The organism is Runella limosa DSM 17973 (assembly GCF_000482465.1).
Classification (GTDB): domain Bacteria; phylum Bacteroidota; class Bacteroidia; order Cytophagales; family Spirosomataceae; genus Runella; species Runella limosa.
Window position 1 is genome coordinate 328,396 of the sequence record NZ_KI519421.1, and the last position, 19,104, is coordinate 347,499.

Here is a 19,104-nt window from a genome sequence, read left to right on the forward strand (position 1 = left end):
ATGAAAAAGAACATATACATCGCAGTCTTTAGCTTCTTATTGTTAGCTTCCTGCCAAAACTCCCTCGACCTTTATCCGTTGGCTGAACCCTCCGCTGAAAAGTGGTACTCTAACGAAACCGAAATCCAACTGGCGCTCAATGACCTCTACCACATTGAATTTTGGCAGTGGGACGAAGATGGTACAAGTATCAATTATCTTTCTGATGACGGTTTCTACCGCCAAACCCTCACGCCCATTAAATCGGGCACCGTGACGAGTCAATGGGCTTTCTCGACCGCACTTTGGCGTAATTCTTACAAGACTATTGCCCGCGCCAACAGGGCTATTTTGGCCCTCAACAGTGCCGAAACAAAGGCAAAAGTAAACCAAGCAAAACTAGATATATATTTGGCAGAAGCACGTTTACATCGGGCTAGTCAATATGCGAAGCTGGTCAACAAGTTTGGCGATGTAGTGTATAGCGACGGTGTCATCAGCATCGAAGAGGCGTACACCAAAGGGCGTACTGACAAAAAAACGGTGACCACAAAAATCTACGAAGATTTTGATTATGCCATTGCCAATTTACCTACAAGCTACGCCACTTCGGCACTCAAGCGCGCCACAAAGGGTGTTGCGTTGGCTTTGAAAGCGCGTTTTGCTCTTTACGAAAAAGACTACAAAACCGCCAGCGATGCCGCCAAAGCCTGCATGGATTTGAACCAATACGTGTTACATGCCGACTATGCCAATTTGTTTTTACAAAGTACCAAAAACTCAAGAGAGGTTATTTTTTCCATTCCCCGCTCGTTAGAATTAAAAGTAACCACGGGCCCGACCTCAGATATTATTAGTCGTAACTCAGGCGGATTTGCCGCCGCTGACCCGAGTTGGGATTTGTTTTGTTCCTACCTCTGCACCGATGGTAAAACCATTGACAAGTCACCCCTTTATGACCCCCGCAACCCCTTCAAAAACCGCGACCCGCGTTGTACAGCTACCATCGTGGAATTTGGTCAGCCTCACTTAGGTTTTATCTATGACCCGCACCCCAACGCGCTACAAGTAACCCGCATCAGTACCAATACCAAAGTGACCAACAACGATAACCGTGCCAACGCGCAATTTGCGTCGTTCAACGGATTGGTTTGGAAAAAAGGGGTGGACGACTCGTGGTTGCTCAATGGACGAATGATTGATCCTGAGCAAATTATCATCCGCTATGCCGATGTACTGTTGATGTATGCCGAAGCCAAAATTGAACAAAATCAAATTGACAAATCAGTCTTGGATGCCATCAATTCTGTGAGGGCTCGCGCCTACAAGGTAGCCCTGACCGCCACTGGCTCCTACCCTGCTATTACAACTACCAATCAAGCCGAATTGCGCCGTGAACTCCGCATGGAACGCCGCATGGAGTTGGCCTTTGAAGGGCTTCGCTACATGGACATCGTTCGTTGGCGCATTGCGGGCAAAGTGCTCAACCGCCCAATTTATGGAATGCTCGACCCCGTTGACTTACGCGCCAAAGTGGTCGATAAAAACCTGTGGTTTTTCCCTGGAACGCCCAAAATCGACGAAGACGGCACGCCTGATTTTAGCGAAATGGAAAAAACAGGACTCATCAAAAACTTAGTCCCTACCACTTGGAACGACCGCCAATATTTGTGGCCAATTCCTACTGCCGAAATCCAAATCAACTCCAACATGAAACAAAACGAAGGGTATTAAAAACACTCTTTTGGTTCTTTTAGTAAACATTTTGAGAGATGAAAAGAAAACAATTTATTGGAATACTCGGAAATACAAGCCTTGTTTTATTGGCAGGTAAACTACCCGCACTGGGGCAGGGTAAACCCAAAAAAACAGCCCAGGAGTTTGTCTTTGTTGAAGCAGAACAATTTGCCAATCATGGAGGATGGGAATTAGACCAGCAATCCATGGAACAAATGGGTTCTCCTTATCTTTTGGCGCATGGTTTAGGAATACCAGTACAAGATGCCACCACAGAAATTCAATTTCCGAAAGCGGGTTCTTATCGGGTATGGGTACGCACAAAAGATTGGGTAGCTCCTTGGAATGCCCCAGGTGCCCCAGGCAAATTTCAACTGCTACTAAACGGAAAAGCAATTCCAGAAGTCTTTGGGACAAAAAGTGCTACTTGGCATTGGCACGACGGAGGTATTGTGAACGTGGGAAAAAGCGCTACCCTAGCTCTTCACGATTTGACAGGCTTCGAAGGCCGTTGTGAAGCCATTTTGTTTTGTAAAGACACAAATTTTAAACCTACCAATGACATCGCAGCGCTGACTCAATTTCGGCGCCGACTGCTTGGGCTTCCCCAAAAGCCTGAAAATGGTGGCAAATTTGACCTTATTGTAACTGGTGGAGGTTTAGCAGGTACTTGTGCGGCTATTTCAGCGGCACGCAATGGAATCAAAGTTGCCCTTGTGCAAGACAGACCAGTACTTGGAGGAAACGGTAGCTCAGAAGTGCGCGTTTGGCCAGAAGGTCATACCAATAAAAGCCTTTTTCCGCACATAGGTGATATCGTCAATGAAATTCTTCCTCCCATTACGAAGCGTTCGGGTGAGGTTTTAAATGGTGTCGCCGCTACTTATTACGATGATGCCCGAAAAGCAAAGGTGGTCCAATCAGAACCCAATATTACCCTTTTATTGAATCATAGAGTGGTTGAAGTAGAAACCGAAGCCAGCGAAATTAAGTCTCTAATCATTCAAAGTACACTTACTTCTCGTCAGCTTAGACTACATGGAAAGTTATTTGCCGATTGTACTGGCGATGCAACTGTTGGTTTCAAAGCAGGAGCAGATTACGAATATAAGGTCGAAAATTTAATGGGTAGTTCAAATCTTTTCAATGTACTTGATACAACAAACAAAGAAGAGGTATTGGCCTGTGAATGCAAAGACAAAAGTGCTTTGGCGCTAAAATGTGAGGTTGGCGACTACGAGCAGCCCTTCCCTCGCTGTCCTTGGGCTTTGGATTTATCTGACAAACCATTTCCAGGGAGAAAAGGGGTGAAAACCTTTGGCAAGGAAGACCTTTCATCTTTTGCCAATATGTGGTACTGGGAAAGTGGGTTTAATAAAGACCAAGTCAATGAAGTTGAACTCATACGTGACCACAATTTCAGGGCCATGTACGGTGCTTGGGATGTACTCAAAAATATAGATAACATGTACCCAAAGCACCGATTAGGTTGGTCGGCTTTTATTGCTGGCAAGAGAGAATCCCGCAGACTGATGGGTGATGTGGTTTTGGAAGCGGAGGATTTTAAAAAACAGCGAAAATTTGAAGATACTGCTTTCCCATGTTCTTGGCACGTAGATCTCCACACGCCTAAAAAAGAATATCAAAATGGGTTTGAGGGCAATGAATTCATTTCAGATTATACCCGTGGTGCTGAATATCAATACGGAGAAGTTTACTGGGCTCCCTACCGAACGCTTTACAGCCGAAACATCAAAAACCTTTTCATGGCAGGTAGGTGTATCAGTGTGTCAAAGACAGGACTTGGCCCCGTTAGGGTGATGCGAACTTGTGGAATGATGGGCGAAATAGTAGGTAAAGCAGCCGCTGTTTGCATTAAAAAATCAACGAGCCCAAGGGGAGTTTATACTGATTACTTGGGTGAATTGCACAGTTTAATGCAAAAACCTGGCAGTGAAAAAAGTGAATAGACGAAACTAAAAATCATGATTAAATCAAATATTAAGTCCCTATCCGTAGGACTACTGGCAGCTGTGCTAGCATGTAGCAATGCAACTGCCCAAAACAAGTCCAACTACCGACAAATCAGCGGCATATATCCACACCTTGCTTATTATAACAACGAAGGCGAGTGCGGCACTGGCGCCGTAGTCCCTTGGGCTGGAAAGCTCTGGGTGATTACGTACGGCCCGCACTTGCCCTTCGGCTCTTCGGACAGGCTTTACGAAATCACCCCTGATTTGCACAAAACCATCCGCTCGGAAAGCATCGGTGGAACACCCGCCAACCGCATGGTTCATGCCGAAAGTAATCAGTTATTCATTGGCCCGTATGCCATTGCCAACAGCGGGAAGGTCAGAACTATTCCTTACACCCAAATGCCTGGCCGCCATACGGGAAATGCACGGCACTTGACCGACCCTACCCACAAGATTTACTACGGCACGATGGAGGAAGGGTTTTATGAAGTGGATGTCAGCACCTTAGAATCAAAACTTTTGTACCAAGACGGCAACGTCAAAGACAAAAAAGCTAACGATGTAGCCAACAACCACAACGGCACTTTGCTCCCAGGAGCGCACGGAAAAGGCTTGTATTCGGGACAAGGCGTGATGGTGTATTCCAACAACGGAGAGCCTGGCCCGCAAGCCCTCAAGCAGTTTGATATTGAAGCTGGTGTGCTGGCCGAATGGAATGGAAAAGATTGGAAAGTGGTGCGTCGCAATCAGTTTGTGGAGGTGACAGGGCCTGGCGGAATTTATGGCAACAAAAACCCCGAAACCGACCCCATTTGGGCAACGGGCTGGGACCATCGCTCGGTACTTTTGGCCGTACGCGACAGCGGCAAATGGTCGTTTTTTAGACTTCCCAAAGCCAGTCACAGCTACGACGGTGCGCACGGCTGGAATACCGAATGGCCCCGAATCCGCGACATTGGCACCGCACAATCTCCCGACTATTTGATGACCATGCACGGCCTGTTTTGGCGTTTTCCTCAAACGTTTTCGTCTAAAAACACCGCTGGCATTCGCCCCCGTTCGGCTTATTTGAAAGTCATTGGTGACTTTACCCGTTGGCAAAATGGCCTCGTGTTTGGCTGCGATGATTCAGCTCAAAAGGAGTTTTTGAACAAACGCAAAACCAAAGGAAACATCGAAGGCCCAGGACAGTCGAACTCTAATTTATGGTTTACCTCCCTCAGCAAGCCCGACGAATTAGGCCCCAATACAGCCCAAGGAGCGATTTGGCTCAACGATAAAGTAGAAGCAAACGTGGCTTCCGACCCATTTTTGTTTGCGGGTTGGTCACAGCGCATGGCGTGGGTAAAAAATGCGGGTAACGAAGACGTGACGTTTACGTTTGACATAGATACCAACGGCAAAGGAAGCTGGAAATCGGCCAAATCAGTCACCGTAAAAGCGGGGCAAGCGGCATCAGTTGCTTTTGCCGCAACCGAACAAGGTGAATGGATTCGGGTGAAAACCAATAAAAACACCACTGCTACCGTCAACTTCAACTACACAGACGAAAGTCGTTTTACCGTTGCCAAAGATAAATCATTTGACGGATTGACCAACATCAATAGCAACAATTATAAAGCGGGGCTTTTGTACGGCTTGGGCAAAAACCGCCGTCAGTTGGGGATTTTAGCGGGAGATTTTGTGAACGGGCAATTTAGCGAAAACGGTTATTATGAACTCGATAGCGCCCTCAATCTCGTCCGTAAAGAGGACGTTGCCACGGCGCAGTTTATTCGTAAAGAATTTGCCATTCCCAAAGACGTGGTCAGTGTGGACGAGGCTTCGGTATTGATTGTAGATGACTCAGGCCGCCGCTGGCGTTTACCCAAAGGAGATGAAGCATTTACCGCCAAAACGAACAATGCTTCCTTGCGGATTTGTCGGGAAGTGGCTACCGAGCGCGACTTGATGAACGTACACGGCACTTTTTACGAACTACCCGCCGAAAACGCCGACGGTTTTGCCAAAATTCGTCCAGTAGCTTCTCACTCGTTGACGATTCACGATTATGCTTCTTATCGTGGGTTGTTTGTGATGACAGGTTTAGATGCCCAAACACCCAACAGCAACCACATTATTGCTTCCACCGATGGTAAAGCAAAAGTATGGGCAGGCACCATCGACGACCTTTGGAAATTGGGAAAACCTACGGGACAAGGTGGTCCTTGGAAAAATAGCCAAGTACGTGCCAATACCCCTTCTGACCCGTATTTGATTGGTTTCTATGACAAAAAAAGCCTCCAACTTTCCCACAAAAGTAGCGAAGCCGTCACCTTTACGGTAGAAGTAGAGCCGATTGGTCATGGCCCTTGGATGAATTATAAAGAAGTAACCGTGAGAGCGGGGGAAACTTTCAACTACACTTTTCCTGCTGGTTTTCAAGCGCGCTGGGTTCGTTTTTCAGCCAACAAAAACTGCGAAGCTACGGCTTGGTTGACGTATAAATAACTCACCTTTAGACCTATAAGGTTTTTGAAACCTTATAGGTCTAAACTAACCAAAATTTACTAACTTAGCCCCGTATCCTACAAAAACCAACAATAAAGTCCCTCTAAAATAATGAGATTTGCTTCCATCCTTTTTTTTACCCTTCTGACTCTCTCCAATTGTACAGGTATTGCACAATCCAACAAGCGGAGAGTTATTACGGGTGCCGACCAGACTGAAAAATATGTACCTTATTTAAAGGGAAAACGAATTGCGCTGGTTGCCAATCAGAGTTCTATTATTGGCAAAAAAAGTAGTGTGGACAGTTTATTAAGTCTCGGAATTAAGATTGTAAAAGTGTTTGGACCTGAGCACGGTTTTAGAGGCAATGCTAGCAATGGAGCAGTAGTAAGCGACGAAAAAGATGCAAAAACGGGTCTGCCGATTATCTCTCTATACGGTAAAAATCAGAAACCCACCAAGGAACAGTTGGCAGATATCGACTTAATGGTGTTTGACATTCAGGATGTGGGCTGCCGCTATTATACCAACATCAATACACTTGAGTATGTGATGGAAGCTTGTGCAGAAAACAACAAAGAACTGCTGATTCTTGACAGGCCAAACCCAAACGCCTACGTCGTGGATGGCCCCGTAATGACGGAAGATAAATATAAATCGGCCATTGGGATACATTATACGCCTATGACCCATGGCATGACCATCGGGGAATTTGCCCACTACCTCAACGGTGAAGGCTACCTCAAAGAACCATGCAAAATTAAGGTGATAAAAGTTGCCAATTACGACCATACTACCCCTTATGACCTACCTATCAATCCCTCTCCAAACTTAAATACACAGCAAGCGGTGGTACTTTTTCCGAGTTTATGTATGTTTGAAGGGACAGTAATCAACGAAGGCCGAGGGACTTACATGCCCTTTACCATTTTGGGAGCACCCGCATTGAAAGGCAAATATTCGTTTTCGTACAAACCAGTAAGCATTCCTGGAATGAGCGAACGCCCCAATCAAAAAGATTCTGTTTGTTATGGAATCGACCTTCGTGGCTATGACATAAGCCCTTTACGCAAGAGTCGTCAGATTAATTTAGCGTGGGTCATTGAACTATACAATGCCTATCCTGACAAACCTAATTTCTTCCAGCAGGAAAGAGCCAACGGTGTATCTCCCTTTGATTTACGTATAGGGACAAATCAACTTAGAAAGCAAATCATCGCGGGAATGTCAGAAGCCGACATCAGGAAAAGTTGGGAGCCTGGATTGCAAAAATTCAAGGCGATTCGGGCAAAATATCTTCTATATCCAGATTAATTTGTCATTTTTCTCATTTGATACTTGCACCACGGCTATCCGCGTAGGGAATGGTTAACTGCCATGTTTTTCCCTTCATTTTCACTTCAAGGCTCATTTCAGTTTCGTTTTGGGTTAAAATCTTAGCTTTCACCGTGGGCGTTTCTTTTTCAGAAGGAAGTAGTAACCAAACCAACGTATCATTGCCTTGGATGGTCGTACTGTACTTGCTCATGGTATTGGGCTCGTACAAATTATACTCCCGACTGTACCATCCCTGAATCGTCGGTTTTTCCTGTCCTTTGATGAACGTTATGTCAAACTTTTGTGAACTAACTGGAACGATGGCCAAGTTTCCAGACTGATTTTGGGTTTTTACTACTGCGTTATCCTTGACCACCAGGCAGGTCGGGTGCCAATGCCAAAGCGCTTCAATTTGCCTTGGCTTATCGGTTTTGATTTGATCAACCACCACCCAAAACGCTCCTCTTACATAAAAAAGTGTCCTTCTGTGTTCGGCTTTGCCTTCCAAATCAATAAAATCACTCATGGAATTGGAGACATAATCAAAGTCTTTGTGTAGCTTAAAATACGAATCTCCCAGCGGGCTTTTGGCGTGCGTCGGGCCTGGCTTTTGACCGTGGCCGTCTATCAACAAAAGATTATGTCCTTCGCTGCCTTTGGCGTAGGGACGAAATTTATCCGCCGTTTCTCCCGTGTAGGCAAACCGCCCCGCATCCACCAACAAATCGCGGCCGTAAGCCGAAACTGACAGATGCAGCTTATCGTTGTGCTGGTGACCGCTTCCCCAAGGGCCGATGTCAAAAAATGACCAGTGCGCCTGGGCATCATAGCCGCTTCTTGAAATGAGCTGCCCCGCCCAAGGGAAAAAATAGGAAGGCCCATCCGCAGGTTTTGTCCCCGTTTTTCCGTTGGAAGCAATATACGCCCAATCACTTTTATTGAACTTTTTGGCTGCTTCCAACACGATTGCTCGGTCACTCCCTCGGTCGCCATCGTTGTTTAAAATCCGAAAACCATCAGGCCGAATCGCGTGGGCAATGTAGCTGTACATGTTTTCGATGGTTTGATTAAAAAAATCGGGCAAAGGCTTGTTGGCACGGTCGCAAATCTCTTTGAAAAGCACAAAATTATCCAAAGCAACATTGTGATAATGAGAGGTTAGTTCGGTCTGAATTCCATCAGGATAGACCTGTCCTTTCATGCTCTCGGCCATCGTGGCAATGGAGTAATCAAGCCATTCATTCGACGATTTGAACTCAGAAAAATTAGTAGCCACCGTTGCCAAAGCCGAGATTTCCATCGTAAGCCAATTGTTTCCTCCGTGAAAATACCGATTGTAATGAGCGTGGTCAGGCAAACTGCTCAACATCAATAATTGAGTAGCTGGCGATAGATATTCACTGTTGATTAAACCGTAAAAAACCTTCGACCATGCCTTTGCCCGAGCCGCCACCTCCAGTCCACGCCAGATAGATTCACTTCCTTTGGCAGCAGGATAAGGCCAACTTTTTATGATAAAATCACGCAAAAAACCATCAATGTACTGGGCATATTTTGGGTTTCCTGTGTCAAAATACGCCTCAAACACCTCCAACACCTGACTATGACGATTAGAAAGCCAGGCCCATTCACGGTCGTTGTTGGGGCCTTTGTAGTACCAATCACGGTGACCATCGGCACCATACGCTACTTTCCCTTTTACATTTTGCACCACAAACACATCCTTCAAAATCGTGTCGGCGCTGGCCACGGTTTTTGTGCCTTTAACAGGCTGAGTTTTGCGTAAGAAAGCTACTTTCCCATTATTTTTATAATACGCCAACAAGGCTTTGCAAGCATTTACCAAGTCCCCTTTTTGGTATGCTTCACGGGTTTGTTCCAAGCCTTTTGTTTCCAAATTGAGCTGCTCCAAAAGCCGTTGCATTTCTTTGGGATAACTTTCACAAACATCCTCTACCGTCACAATTTTTTGCCAAGATTTCTGAGCGAAAAGGTTCAGGGATAGAAAAAATAAAAGAGACAAAAGCAGGTTACTTCTACGTTTCATGGTTGGATGTTTTTTGGTTTTGGCCTAAAAACAGTAAGGACAAAACCCTGCCATTTCTACCTTTGGCTTTCGTACCAGCGTGGCGAGTTATTAGTAAAATCGTTATATTTGGGTAAAAAAGAAAGCGATGACCCAGATCACCATCAACCTACCCAACGAAGCCGAAGCTCAATGGCTCGTTGAGCTTCGGCTTCGTTTACAAGTACCTTTTGAGGTAGAGGCTAATGAAACTAAAAAACGTGAACGTGCAAAAGAAATCATCATGCACGGAGCGAATACATTAGATGTAGCTAAGATGCAAAAACATGTAAAACAGGCTCGTCAAGGCAGAAAACTTCCTTTTAGAGCAGAATGAGATTAATTGATTCTAACATCATTATTTACGCAGCTAAAGATGAATTTGCGTATTTACGGCCTTTACTGCTTTCAGAAGATGTCCATGTATCCGTTATTTCAAAAGCCGAAACATTGGGCTACCACAAATTAACTGAAGAGGAATGACGTTTTTTTGAGAGTGTTTTTGAAGTTGTGCCTCAACTACCCATTGACCAATACGTAATAAACATTGCGGTTTCATTAAAGCAACAGCGCAAATACTCACTTGGTGACGCGCTAATAGCTGCCACTGCACTGCTTTACAACGCTGAACTCAATACCAATAATATTGCTGATTTTGAAAAAATAGAAGGCATAAAACTTTTTAATCCAATACATTAACCTCTAAAAGCTTGGCTTAGAAAATAACTCATTAAACTTCCCCAACTCTTCCCTCCCTAAAGCCAGCTCCCGAGAAATTTCTCGCTTTATCTTCCCACCTACAAAAAATCCTCAACGAAATCAATACGCTTTGGGGTCACCTTTGAACATGTTATACACCGTTTTAAAAATTACCTGTATATCTAACAAAAGGCTCCAGTTTTCGATGTACCAAATGTCATAATCTACTCGCTTGCGCATCAGACCAATCTCGTGGGTTTCGCCTCGGTAGCCATTGACCTGCGCCCAACCCGTAATACCTGGCTTAACGCGGTGCCGAATCATGTAATTATCAATCAACGGTAGGGTTTCTTCACTGTGCTTTGTAGCATGTGGACGAGGCCCCACCACTGACATATTTCCCAAAAAAACGTTTATAAACTGCGGAAGCTCATCAAAATTGGTTTTTCGTAAAAACTGCCCGACGCGCGTCACCCGTGGATCATTGGAGGTGGTTTGGCTAAAGCCTCCCTCCATTTTGATGGTCGATGCGCCGTAATACATCGTCCTAAACTTCCAAACTTTGATAATTTTTCCTTTTTGCCCCCAACGACCTTGGATAAAAAACACGGGACCTTTGGAGTTTATTTTTATGGCAATGGCAATAATCGGAAACAGCCATGAGGCAATCAGCAGTAAAAAAAGCGCACTAAAAACAACATCAAAAGCTCGTTTTACGCCTTGCCAATAATTCAAATCAAGCAGTGTACTTCGTACTGTCACCAATGGATATTGACCAAATAATTCAAACGAATATCGAGAGGCATTAAATTGAAAAAATCCAGGTGTGAATTTAACGAGTACTCCTTGTTTATCTGCCCACTCAATGAGACCTGCTACGTAAATTTCGCTAAATTTTTGAATGGCAATCACCAGCTCATCCACTTCATTTGTGGGTGTAAATTGTAAAAAATTTAATGTTTCTTTTAATACAATTCTATCATTTTTAACGAAGTCATGAACGCGCGCACCTACAATTTTATATCCATAATGTGGTTTCTGCTGTACTAAATCAATAAACTCGTGTACAGAAGCAAAATCTCCTACTACTACTACATTTTTTTGATTGGTGCCTTTCGTGTGCCAATAATTCATTATTTGGCGGATAACGTACATTTTTAGGCCAATCGTAACTACCAAAGAAACCGTATAGACAATCGTAAAACTACGGGCGTAGAAATGGTCATTTAATAAAAATAATGAAATAGCTAAAGCGACAAACTGAACAAATAATGTAAGAAACAACGGCAGTAGCTCCTCAATAAAAGAAGCCATCCGAAAATCTTGGTATAACTTACTTACTTTTGAGGAGAAATACCAAGCCAAAACAAGCCCCCCAACAATCAGAATATCTAATTGCTTTAACGATCGCTCGTAAAAAATAGAACTAAAAACATAAACAATCCCAATAATAGCAAAATCTACCAGCAATCGAAGGTGATTTTTTCGGCGCCGAATACGGTAATTGGGAGACGGAGGATGTGCGTTAGAAATAGACATAGTCTCAACAATCACAAAAAGTATAAAATAGGAGTAATTCTAGGTAGAAGCCAGCAGTTGCTTTGAAGACTCATTCACCATCCAGTCGATTACTCGGCTTATTCCCTCTCCAAATTCAACCTGAGGAATATAGCCAAGTTCCTGTTGGGCTTTTGAAATATCAGCCGCTGTTTGCCGCATATCACCTGCTTGTTCTGGCTTATAGGTACGTTGGCTTTTCTTTCCAACCTGTTTTTCAATCACTTCAATGGTTTCCAAAAGGCTTGTGGTAGTTGGCCCAGCGATGTTATAGACATTGAACCCTTGCGGTTTGTCTATCGCTTTTAGAAACGCATCGACAACATCTGAGATGTAAGTATAATTTCGGATCGACTGCCCATCGCCATAAATCTCTATCGGATGCCCTGCTTGAATGTGCTCAATAAATTTTCGGATGGCCATTTCGGGGCGTTGCCTTGGGCCAAACACCGTGAATAACCGCAAACACGTTACTTCAAATTGGTGGAGCGAATGATATGAATAAGCGACCAACTCCGCCGCTCTTTTTGACGCAGCGTAGGGTGAAATCGGCTGATCTGCGGTGTCTGTTTCTCTAAATAAACGCGCCGAACTATTGCCATATACCGACGACGACGACGCCATGATGATTCGACGAACCCTTGCATTTCGCATTGCTTCTAACACCGACAATGTTCCGTTTACATTGATTTCAAAAAACTTTTCGGGCTCAATCACCGACGGCCTCACGCCCGCATACGCCGCCAAATGAATCACCAGTTCACATTGATAATTCACCAAAAGTTGTTGTACAACCGCTTTATCGCGAATATCTCCCTTGATAAAAATAAAGTTGTCGTACTGTGCCAACGTACTGAGGTTCTCACGCTTCAACGCCGAACAATAGATATACTCGTCAAGGTTGTCAATACATACTACTTGATGTCCTTGCTGAAGTAATTGTTCCGAAAGGTGGGAGCCAATAAAACCAGCACCACCCGTTATCAAAATGACCATGCTTACTGTCGTTGGTTATGAGAAGTATAAATCTGACGAATGATGTATGGTTTTTTACCCTGCGATTCAAAAAGTGAACGCATGACAAGCTCGGCTACAATGCCCATCCCCAACAACTGAACCCCTGAAACAGAAAGAATCAGCGCAGCCGTTGGCCAAGACGCCAAACTAACTTCTGGCCGCGCCACCAACGTACACCCCATGTATAAGCACGCAAAAAACGCGCCCACAAACATCCAAATCGCTATTTTTCCAAAAAAATGAATGGGTTTTAGCAAGTATTTTTTCATAAAATATACCCAAACCAAATCACTAAGTACTTTACTGGTTCGTCCCAAATTATATTTGGACGTCCCCGAAATCCGCGGACGGTGCTTCACCAGCACTTCGGTCATTTTTGCTCCTTCCAAGGCAGCAAGTACTGGAATAAATCGGTGCAACTCTCCGTACAAAGGCAGTCTTTTCGCCAAAGATGCCCTAAATACCCGCAACGTACTTCCGTAGTCTTTGCAGTGTACACCCAATAGATGACGAATGAGCCAATTGGCGATGATACTTGGCAGTTTTCGGGTGGTAAAACTATCTTTTCGTTTCAACCGTACCGTGGCAATCATGTCATAATCACCTTGCTGGGCTACAGTCAGCAAAGCAGGTATGTCCGCAGGGTCGTTTTGCAAATCACCATCCAAAGTAGCGATATACTCACCTGATGCCGCCTCTATGCCCGCCGCCAGCGCCTGACTTTGGCCATAATTTCGCTGAAAATCAATCACTTTCAGGCTTTTGTGCGTAATATTTTTCAGTTCCAAAAGCGTATTATCCGTTGAACCATCGTTGACGTAAATAATTTCATAGGAACATCCACGCAGTGCGTCATCTATTTCAACAATCAAAGGACGAATGTTTTCGGCTTCATTGAATACACAAACGACAACCGATACAAGTGGAACTGGTTGAGACAGGGAGTTTATCATCATTAAGGTGCTAGGTCGAAGCGGACTATTTTGGCAGGGCGCTCTGGATAAAGCGTCAGCCTGGCGATTTCTTTGTACTTTTCGCCCGCCAAGTTACTAGAATCAGCCAAGTAATACACCCCTTTTTCTTTCTTAAAACTGATGGGTAGGATTTTTCGCCGCGTGGCTTCGATGTGAAAACTATTGACATCCGTCGAGCCATCGTTGCCAATGGTCGTTTTATAACTCTTCAAAGGCAAGGCATTTCCCCCAGCGTCCATGGTCATCAGTGCCGCTTTCACATTATCTTCCAAATACCGTTGCCGCTTGGCCTCTCGGGGCGGAACAAACAAAAAATTAAAGGAAATACGCACCACCAGCAAGAACACCACAAAAATATCTAAACGGTATTCTTTTTGACCAAAATACCACCAGCTCAATACGCCAAATACCCCACTTGAGACCAAACAAGCGGCCCACACGTAGGGCAGTTTTCGGGTAGCTTCAATGCCAAATGCTATCCAAATCGCAAAAATTGTCACGCACATGACGCCCCCCATAAAAACCTCTATCCAGCGGCGTTGCCAGTTTCCTTCTTGTTCGTAATAAGCCACTACTACCAGCGTAAAAAACAACGGAAGGAGCATCAACGTATAACGCGCATACACTTGCGGCGACGCCCAGTAAACCAGCACATTAGCCACAAAAGTAATGACACAAAACCGCAAAAAGGAGTCCATTGGACGCGTATATTTTCGCAAAGAAGCCAGTGCCGCTGACCAAGATTTTTGGGGTGTTGAGGGGTAAAACAAGAGAATAAACAACGTAAAAGGCAAAAAATGAAAGATGTATTCAAACGGAAAAGTAAGCACATGAAGCACCGTAGCCGTTAACCCAAACGCAACACCTGTGCGCTTTATGCTTTCATCCCAGAGCACATTGATTGCTTTTTGAAGCGGAAAACCAAACCCTACGATACTCAAGGCATAATAGGTACCCACAATGCCGAGAAAAACCGCTATTCCCAAAAAATGAGCTGGATGCCACAACACACGCCACTTCCGCTGATACCCCAGCCAAGCGACCAACGTCATCCCCTGAAACACCACCGAAGGCAGTCCTTTCATTAGAAACCCCAAAGCACAAATGACATACGAGTACAAAAACAGTAAGCCATATTTTTTGCGTCGGTCATATTCATAAATCACCATAAAGGCCGTAAACGTCGCCCAAGAATAGGTAATATCAATCAGCCCATAAAGGGTTTCGTAAAAAAGTACCCGTCCGTTGACCAACTGCAACAAAGCCACCATGGCCGCTATTTGGTAGGGTACATACCGACGTAGCCAGTAAAAAATCGTAAATGAAAACCCAATTATCGACACCGCCATTGGAAACCGCAGACTCCATGACGAGTAATCGCCCCAAAACCGAAACGAGGCTAAAATCAACCAGTTATAGAGCGGCGGTTTGTTAAAGTAAAGTTCCCCATTTAGAGTAGGTGTCAAATAATTTCCCGTCAAATCCATCTCCAACGCCACCAGCGCCCGCCGCGCTTCGTCGGTTGACATATCCAACGGAATATAGCCCAAATGTGAAAAAAGGGCAGGTATTGCCAAAATCACAGCCAACAAATGCCATTTATTACTTTTTGCAATACTCATCCGTTTTTATTTTGATAACCCAGTTACTTGATTCAAGTTTATAGTTGTTTTCACTAAACGAATAATAACCTGGCGCAGGCCCTGCCTGAAAATCATAGGTTGAGCCCACCTTTAGCAAGGTCGTTGTAGTGCTAAACGTCGTTTTGCCTTGAATGTACTTAATACTGGGCAAATTTTGCCATTGTACCGTCCCCGAAAGCCTAAAACGGCCAAATAATTCTTGGGTAGGTAGCTTGGTAGCGTCAATTTCGGTACAAGGAAACTGCAAGGTAATGAGCACTTCACCCGTTTCGATGGGCGGTAAAGTAGCAAAAGAAGACAGGTCGATGGGTTGCGTCTCGCTGGCGCAAGCATCCACCGCAGCCGATGTCGCCACCGCCGAACTCGCCACATCGGCTATCCGTAAGCGTACTTTTTGATCACTGTCTAATCCTTCGATTTTTAGTACTTGGCCGTTGTTGACCGTGGATTGGAAACGCGCTAACACTGCCTTGGTATTTTCATTAATTACTTCACAACCATACAATTGCGAGCTCGTTGGGAGTTTACTGGTAACCCTAAAATACAAAGGTGAGGCACATTTCACAATTGGTTTTTTAAAGGAAGTTACGTCAATGCTTTGAATCGCCGCATTGCAAGCTTCGACCGCAGTAGAGGTGGCGACAGCATTGCTTGAAAGGTCATAAATGCGGAGTTTCACGGTTTCGTCACTGTACAACCCATTGACCCGAATTACCTCTCCGTTATTGATTGTTGTTTGGAACGACTGCATTTTGGCATTTGTTGCGGCATTCAACACTTCACACTGATACACCAACGAACTATTGGGTAACGTGCTCACCACCCTAAACCCAAGCGGCGAAGCGCATTTGGGGGCGGGCACTTTAAAGTTGGCCAATTCTACCGTAACTACTTGACCACTGCAAGCATCCAAAGGACTCGTCGTCACCACTGCTGAACTGGCCATGTCAAAAATTCGGAATTGGATACTTCCTGTATTGTCATACAAACCACCCAATCGGATTTGACGACCGTTGTTTACGCTCGTTTGAAAAATTTGTAAACGCGCCTTGGTATCAGCCCGAATGACCTCGCAGGTATATTGGCGGTCACTATCGGGCAAATTACTTTTTATGGTAAACGTCGGCGTAGTGGCGCAAGCCTGCGGTGGGAGCTTAAAGTGGGTAATGTCAAGCGTTTGAATATCCGTAGCGCACGACTCGACTACTTCCGAAATGGCCGTGGCCGCGCTCACAATGTCATAAATTTTTAAACGAATTTTTTGGTCACTATCTAGTCCATTAGCCCGAATCACGTCCCCGTTATTGACCGTTGTCTGAAAACTTTGGAGCGTTGCCTTCGTCGTTTCGTTGATAACCTCGCAAGTATAGCGATAATCGCTCCGAGGGAAATTACTTTTGATCCGAAACCCAGGCCCGTTGTCACATTTAACGGTCGGTTTTTTGAACGTTGTCACATCTATTTCTTGCACATCCGCCGTACAACCACTGACCAAGGTCGATAAAGCCATCGTTGTACTCCAATTGTCCGTAATCCGTAAGCGTACATGCTGGTCACTGTCCAAGCCCGTTACTTTGATGATTTCACCGTTGTTGATGGTGGACTTAAATACTTGAAGCCTTGCACCGCTGACCTCATCAATCACCTCGCACTGGTACGTACTACTGCTGTTGGGCAAAGTGCTTTTAACCCTAAAACTGAGTCCTGTTTCGCATTTTTGCTTGGTAAAACCTGCTACCCATACCGATAAATGTGGTAAACGTGCCACGTATTCCAACGAACCATTGGCCAGTTTTTGCACTTTTCCTGCCTCCTCTACTTTCCATTGGTTGGTGGCGATGTCGTAACTAAACAACGGTATCGCATCTCCCTCCGCCACCAAACGGCGCTCCCTGGTATTATAAAGTTGGGCTGACACAGGCATTTTCACTTCAATCGGTTGAGAGAAAGTTTTTACAACCTGATAATGTTCGTTGTGCATTTGCAACAAAAACGCGCCTGCCAATTGCGTAAGCTGTTGATCGCTCCCCACCGTACCATCTGCCAACAATGGCTTAACAATCATTTGATTATCAATTGGAAATGGCAACAGACTTGCGTTTTGTTTAGTGATAGCTAGGCTTTGAAAAGTAGCTTCAATTTTCCCCAAAACGGGTTGTCCAGCGGGGTCTTTTACTTCCGTGCCAGCAGAAACCGTGGCTTTGGTCGTTCCTTCACCCGTGGGGGTTTCAAAAGTCCAAGCACTGGTAATACTTCCTTTGGCATCAGCCGAAGTCGTTGCTTGTTTAATCGAAGATGCACCCGAAAGCGGCTGCAAAACAATCCCCACCGACCGTGGGCTATCACTGGTGTATTCAAGGGGCAGCACCGACGGGAAAAAACCTTCGGCTTGCACCACCACCGTAAATCGCAACGGCTGCGTAGCACTGGGCCGAACCCCCAGCGAGTCAATGGCTAAGAACAATGAGCCATCGGAAGTAACTCTGAATTTTTTGGTATTGACCGTCGTAATCACTCGTTTTTGATCAGGGCCCGTGATTTGTACCTGTATTTTGTCAGGAACCGTACCCTCCGCCGTGTAATATTGCGCTTCTAAAGCAATGGGATACGGTTTTTTAAAAAATATTTCTAGCCCCTCAATGGGGTTTTGGCAGGATGTCAACCACCCTACCAACCCAAGGAAACCTAAAATAAGGGCTTTATTAATCTTTTTCATCTGTGTTTAGGTTAAACGCATTGACAGTACGTTAAAACCAGCGGGTTGTGAGCAACCCACTGCACCCACCAAAACCAGCAGGTTCTGAGCAACCTGCTGCACCTATCGCCACGCTTTTTTTACGAGTGCATACGAAACCGTCAATTGGAAGCTAGGCAAATAACGGTACCCGCTCATGTTACGCTCAATCAACGGAATTTGCGCTTCGAGCGTCGTTGTTTCTAAAAAACCATTCAAATCCATTTGAACTTTGGGAGGGCCTAAATAGTAGCAACCTAGCTCAAAACCTACCCCCCATCGCCTTCTAGGAATCGAACGACCCATCCCCAGTCCAGCATACCCGACAATCGGCGACCATTTTAAGCCCAAGCCTACCGTACCAAACTCGTCGGCTTTCATTGAGATACCTCCCAAATTCAAATCGTTTTGAGCTTGTACTGTTAGTCTCAAATCAGGCCGCCACGTATAACCCACGCCCCCCGTAAGAAAAAAAGCACCTTTCTTAAATGGATGCCATTTAACGGAGCTTTGCACCAATCCAATCACAATATTGGGAAAAAGGTCAATTTTCGATCCTTCTCCAATGTCGATAACCGTGGCTTTTTTATACCCCACGTAGGAGGCACCTACCCGCAACACCAGCCGTGGCTTGGTTTTTAACTTCCACGCAAGCTGGACTCCCACGCCCGTCAGCCCTACCTGAATGCCAATCCCACCAGGTTGCCAACGAACACTCGAATCTCTGGAAGTAGCGTAGGCATGGCTTGCTACTAGCCATCCTAATACCAGTACGATAGACGACACTATATTACGATACATATCCAAAAATGTTATAAAGCATAAGCTTGACCCAAACTCCGATTTGGGTCACTAACGGCAACGCGTCTCCGACGCAACTACTAAGCTTGACCCAAACTCCGATTTGGGTCAC

General features: G+C 45.0%; 13 protein-coding genes. 6 read left to right on the forward strand and 7 right to left on the reverse strand.

Annotated features, from left to right (window positions below; genetic code table 11):
- From K339_RS0117095 to K339_RS0117110, 4 genes are all read left to right on the forward strand, one after another.
- Nucleotides 1-1,713, forward strand: coding sequence for a RagB/SusD family nutrient uptake outer membrane protein (locus K339_RS0117095; RefSeq protein WP_028524685.1), 1,713 nt, complete (start codon nt 1-3; stop codon nt 1,711-1,713).
- A gap of 38 nt (nt 1,714-1,751) precedes the next feature.
- A complete protein-coding gene (locus K339_RS33985; RefSeq protein ID WP_084332243.1) occupies nt 1,752-3,686 on the forward strand; it encodes an FAD-dependent oxidoreductase in 1,935 nt (644 codons plus the stop codon).
- Between the two features lie 15 nt (nt 3,687-3,701).
- Entirely contained in the window at nt 3,702-6,185 is a 2,484-nt protein-coding gene (locus K339_RS0117105) for a hypothetical protein (RefSeq protein ID WP_084332244.1), read from the forward strand.
- A gap of 111 nt (nt 6,186-6,296) precedes the next feature.
- Nucleotides 6,297-7,499: an exo-beta-N-acetylmuramidase NamZ family protein gene (locus K339_RS0117110; protein WP_169731870.1), complete on the forward strand. Its 1,203-nt coding sequence runs from the start codon at nt 6,297-6,299 to the stop codon at nt 7,497-7,499.
- A 13-nt stretch (nt 7,500-7,512) separates the two neighbouring features.
- On the opposite strand, the gene K339_RS0117115 is transcribed toward K339_RS0117110, so the two are convergent.
- The gene (locus tag K339_RS0117115; protein ID WP_037300847.1) at nt 7,513-9,549 is read right to left on the reverse strand and encodes an alginate lyase family protein; all 2,037 of its coding nucleotides are present in this window, start codon (nt 9,547-9,549) and stop codon (nt 7,513-7,515) included.
- A gap of 127 nt (nt 9,550-9,676) precedes the next feature.
- Here K339_RS0117115 and K339_RS0117120 point away from each other — a divergent pair, with 127 nt between their 5' ends.
- Together K339_RS0117120 and K339_RS38120 are read left to right on the forward strand one after the other, a co-directional pair.
- The gene (locus tag K339_RS0117120; RefSeq protein WP_028524689.1) at nt 9,677-9,904 is read left to right on the forward strand and encodes a hypothetical protein; all 228 of its coding nucleotides are present in this window, start codon (nt 9,677-9,679) and stop codon (nt 9,902-9,904) included.
- Nucleotides 9,905-10,077: 173 nt separating this feature from the next.
- On the forward strand, nt 10,078-10,266 hold the full coding sequence (locus K339_RS38120; RefSeq protein ID WP_374754649.1) for a PIN domain-containing protein: 189 nt from the start codon (nt 10,078-10,080) through the stop codon (nt 10,264-10,266).
- A 120-nt stretch (nt 10,267-10,386) separates the two neighbouring features.
- Here the strand turns inward: K339_RS38120 and K339_RS33995 are convergent, their stop codons facing one another.
- From K339_RS33995 to K339_RS34000, 6 genes are all read right to left on the reverse strand, one after another.
- The gene (locus K339_RS33995) at nt 10,387-11,805 is read right to left on the reverse strand and encodes an undecaprenyl-phosphate glucose phosphotransferase (RefSeq protein WP_051398068.1); all 1,419 of its coding nucleotides are present in this window, start codon (nt 11,803-11,805) and stop codon (nt 10,387-10,389) included.
- A 39-nt stretch (nt 11,806-11,844) separates the two neighbouring features.
- On the reverse strand, nt 11,845-12,819 hold the full coding sequence (locus tag K339_RS0117135; RefSeq protein ID WP_028524690.1) for an SDR family NAD(P)-dependent oxidoreductase: 975 nt from the start codon (nt 12,817-12,819) through the stop codon (nt 11,845-11,847).
- A 2-nt stretch (nt 12,820-12,821) separates the two neighbouring features.
- Nucleotides 12,822-13,796 carry a glycosyltransferase family 2 protein gene (locus tag K339_RS0117140; RefSeq protein ID WP_229598760.1) on the reverse strand — a complete coding sequence of 325 codons (975 nt, stop codon included), beginning with the start codon at nt 13,794-13,796 and terminating at the stop codon, nt 12,822-12,824.
- Complete coding sequence (locus K339_RS0117145; RefSeq protein ID WP_051398069.1) at nt 13,796-15,436, reverse strand: ArnT family glycosyltransferase; 1,641 nt, start codon at nt 15,434-15,436, stop codon at nt 13,796-13,798. Before K339_RS0117145 ends, K339_RS0117140 begins: the two co-directional genes overlap by 1 nt.
- On the reverse strand, nt 15,417-18,173 hold the full coding sequence (locus K339_RS0117150) for a hypothetical protein (protein ID WP_028524693.1): 2,757 nt from the start codon (nt 18,171-18,173) through the stop codon (nt 15,417-15,419). The genes K339_RS0117145 and K339_RS0117150 overlap by 20 nt, the downstream gene beginning before the upstream one ends.
- Before the next feature lie 102 nt (nt 18,174-18,275).
- Nucleotides 18,276-18,992: a hypothetical protein gene (locus K339_RS34000; RefSeq protein ID WP_037300851.1), complete on the reverse strand. Its 717-nt coding sequence runs from the start codon at nt 18,990-18,992 to the stop codon at nt 18,276-18,278.
- Nucleotides 18,993-19,104 lie beyond the last annotated feature (112 nt).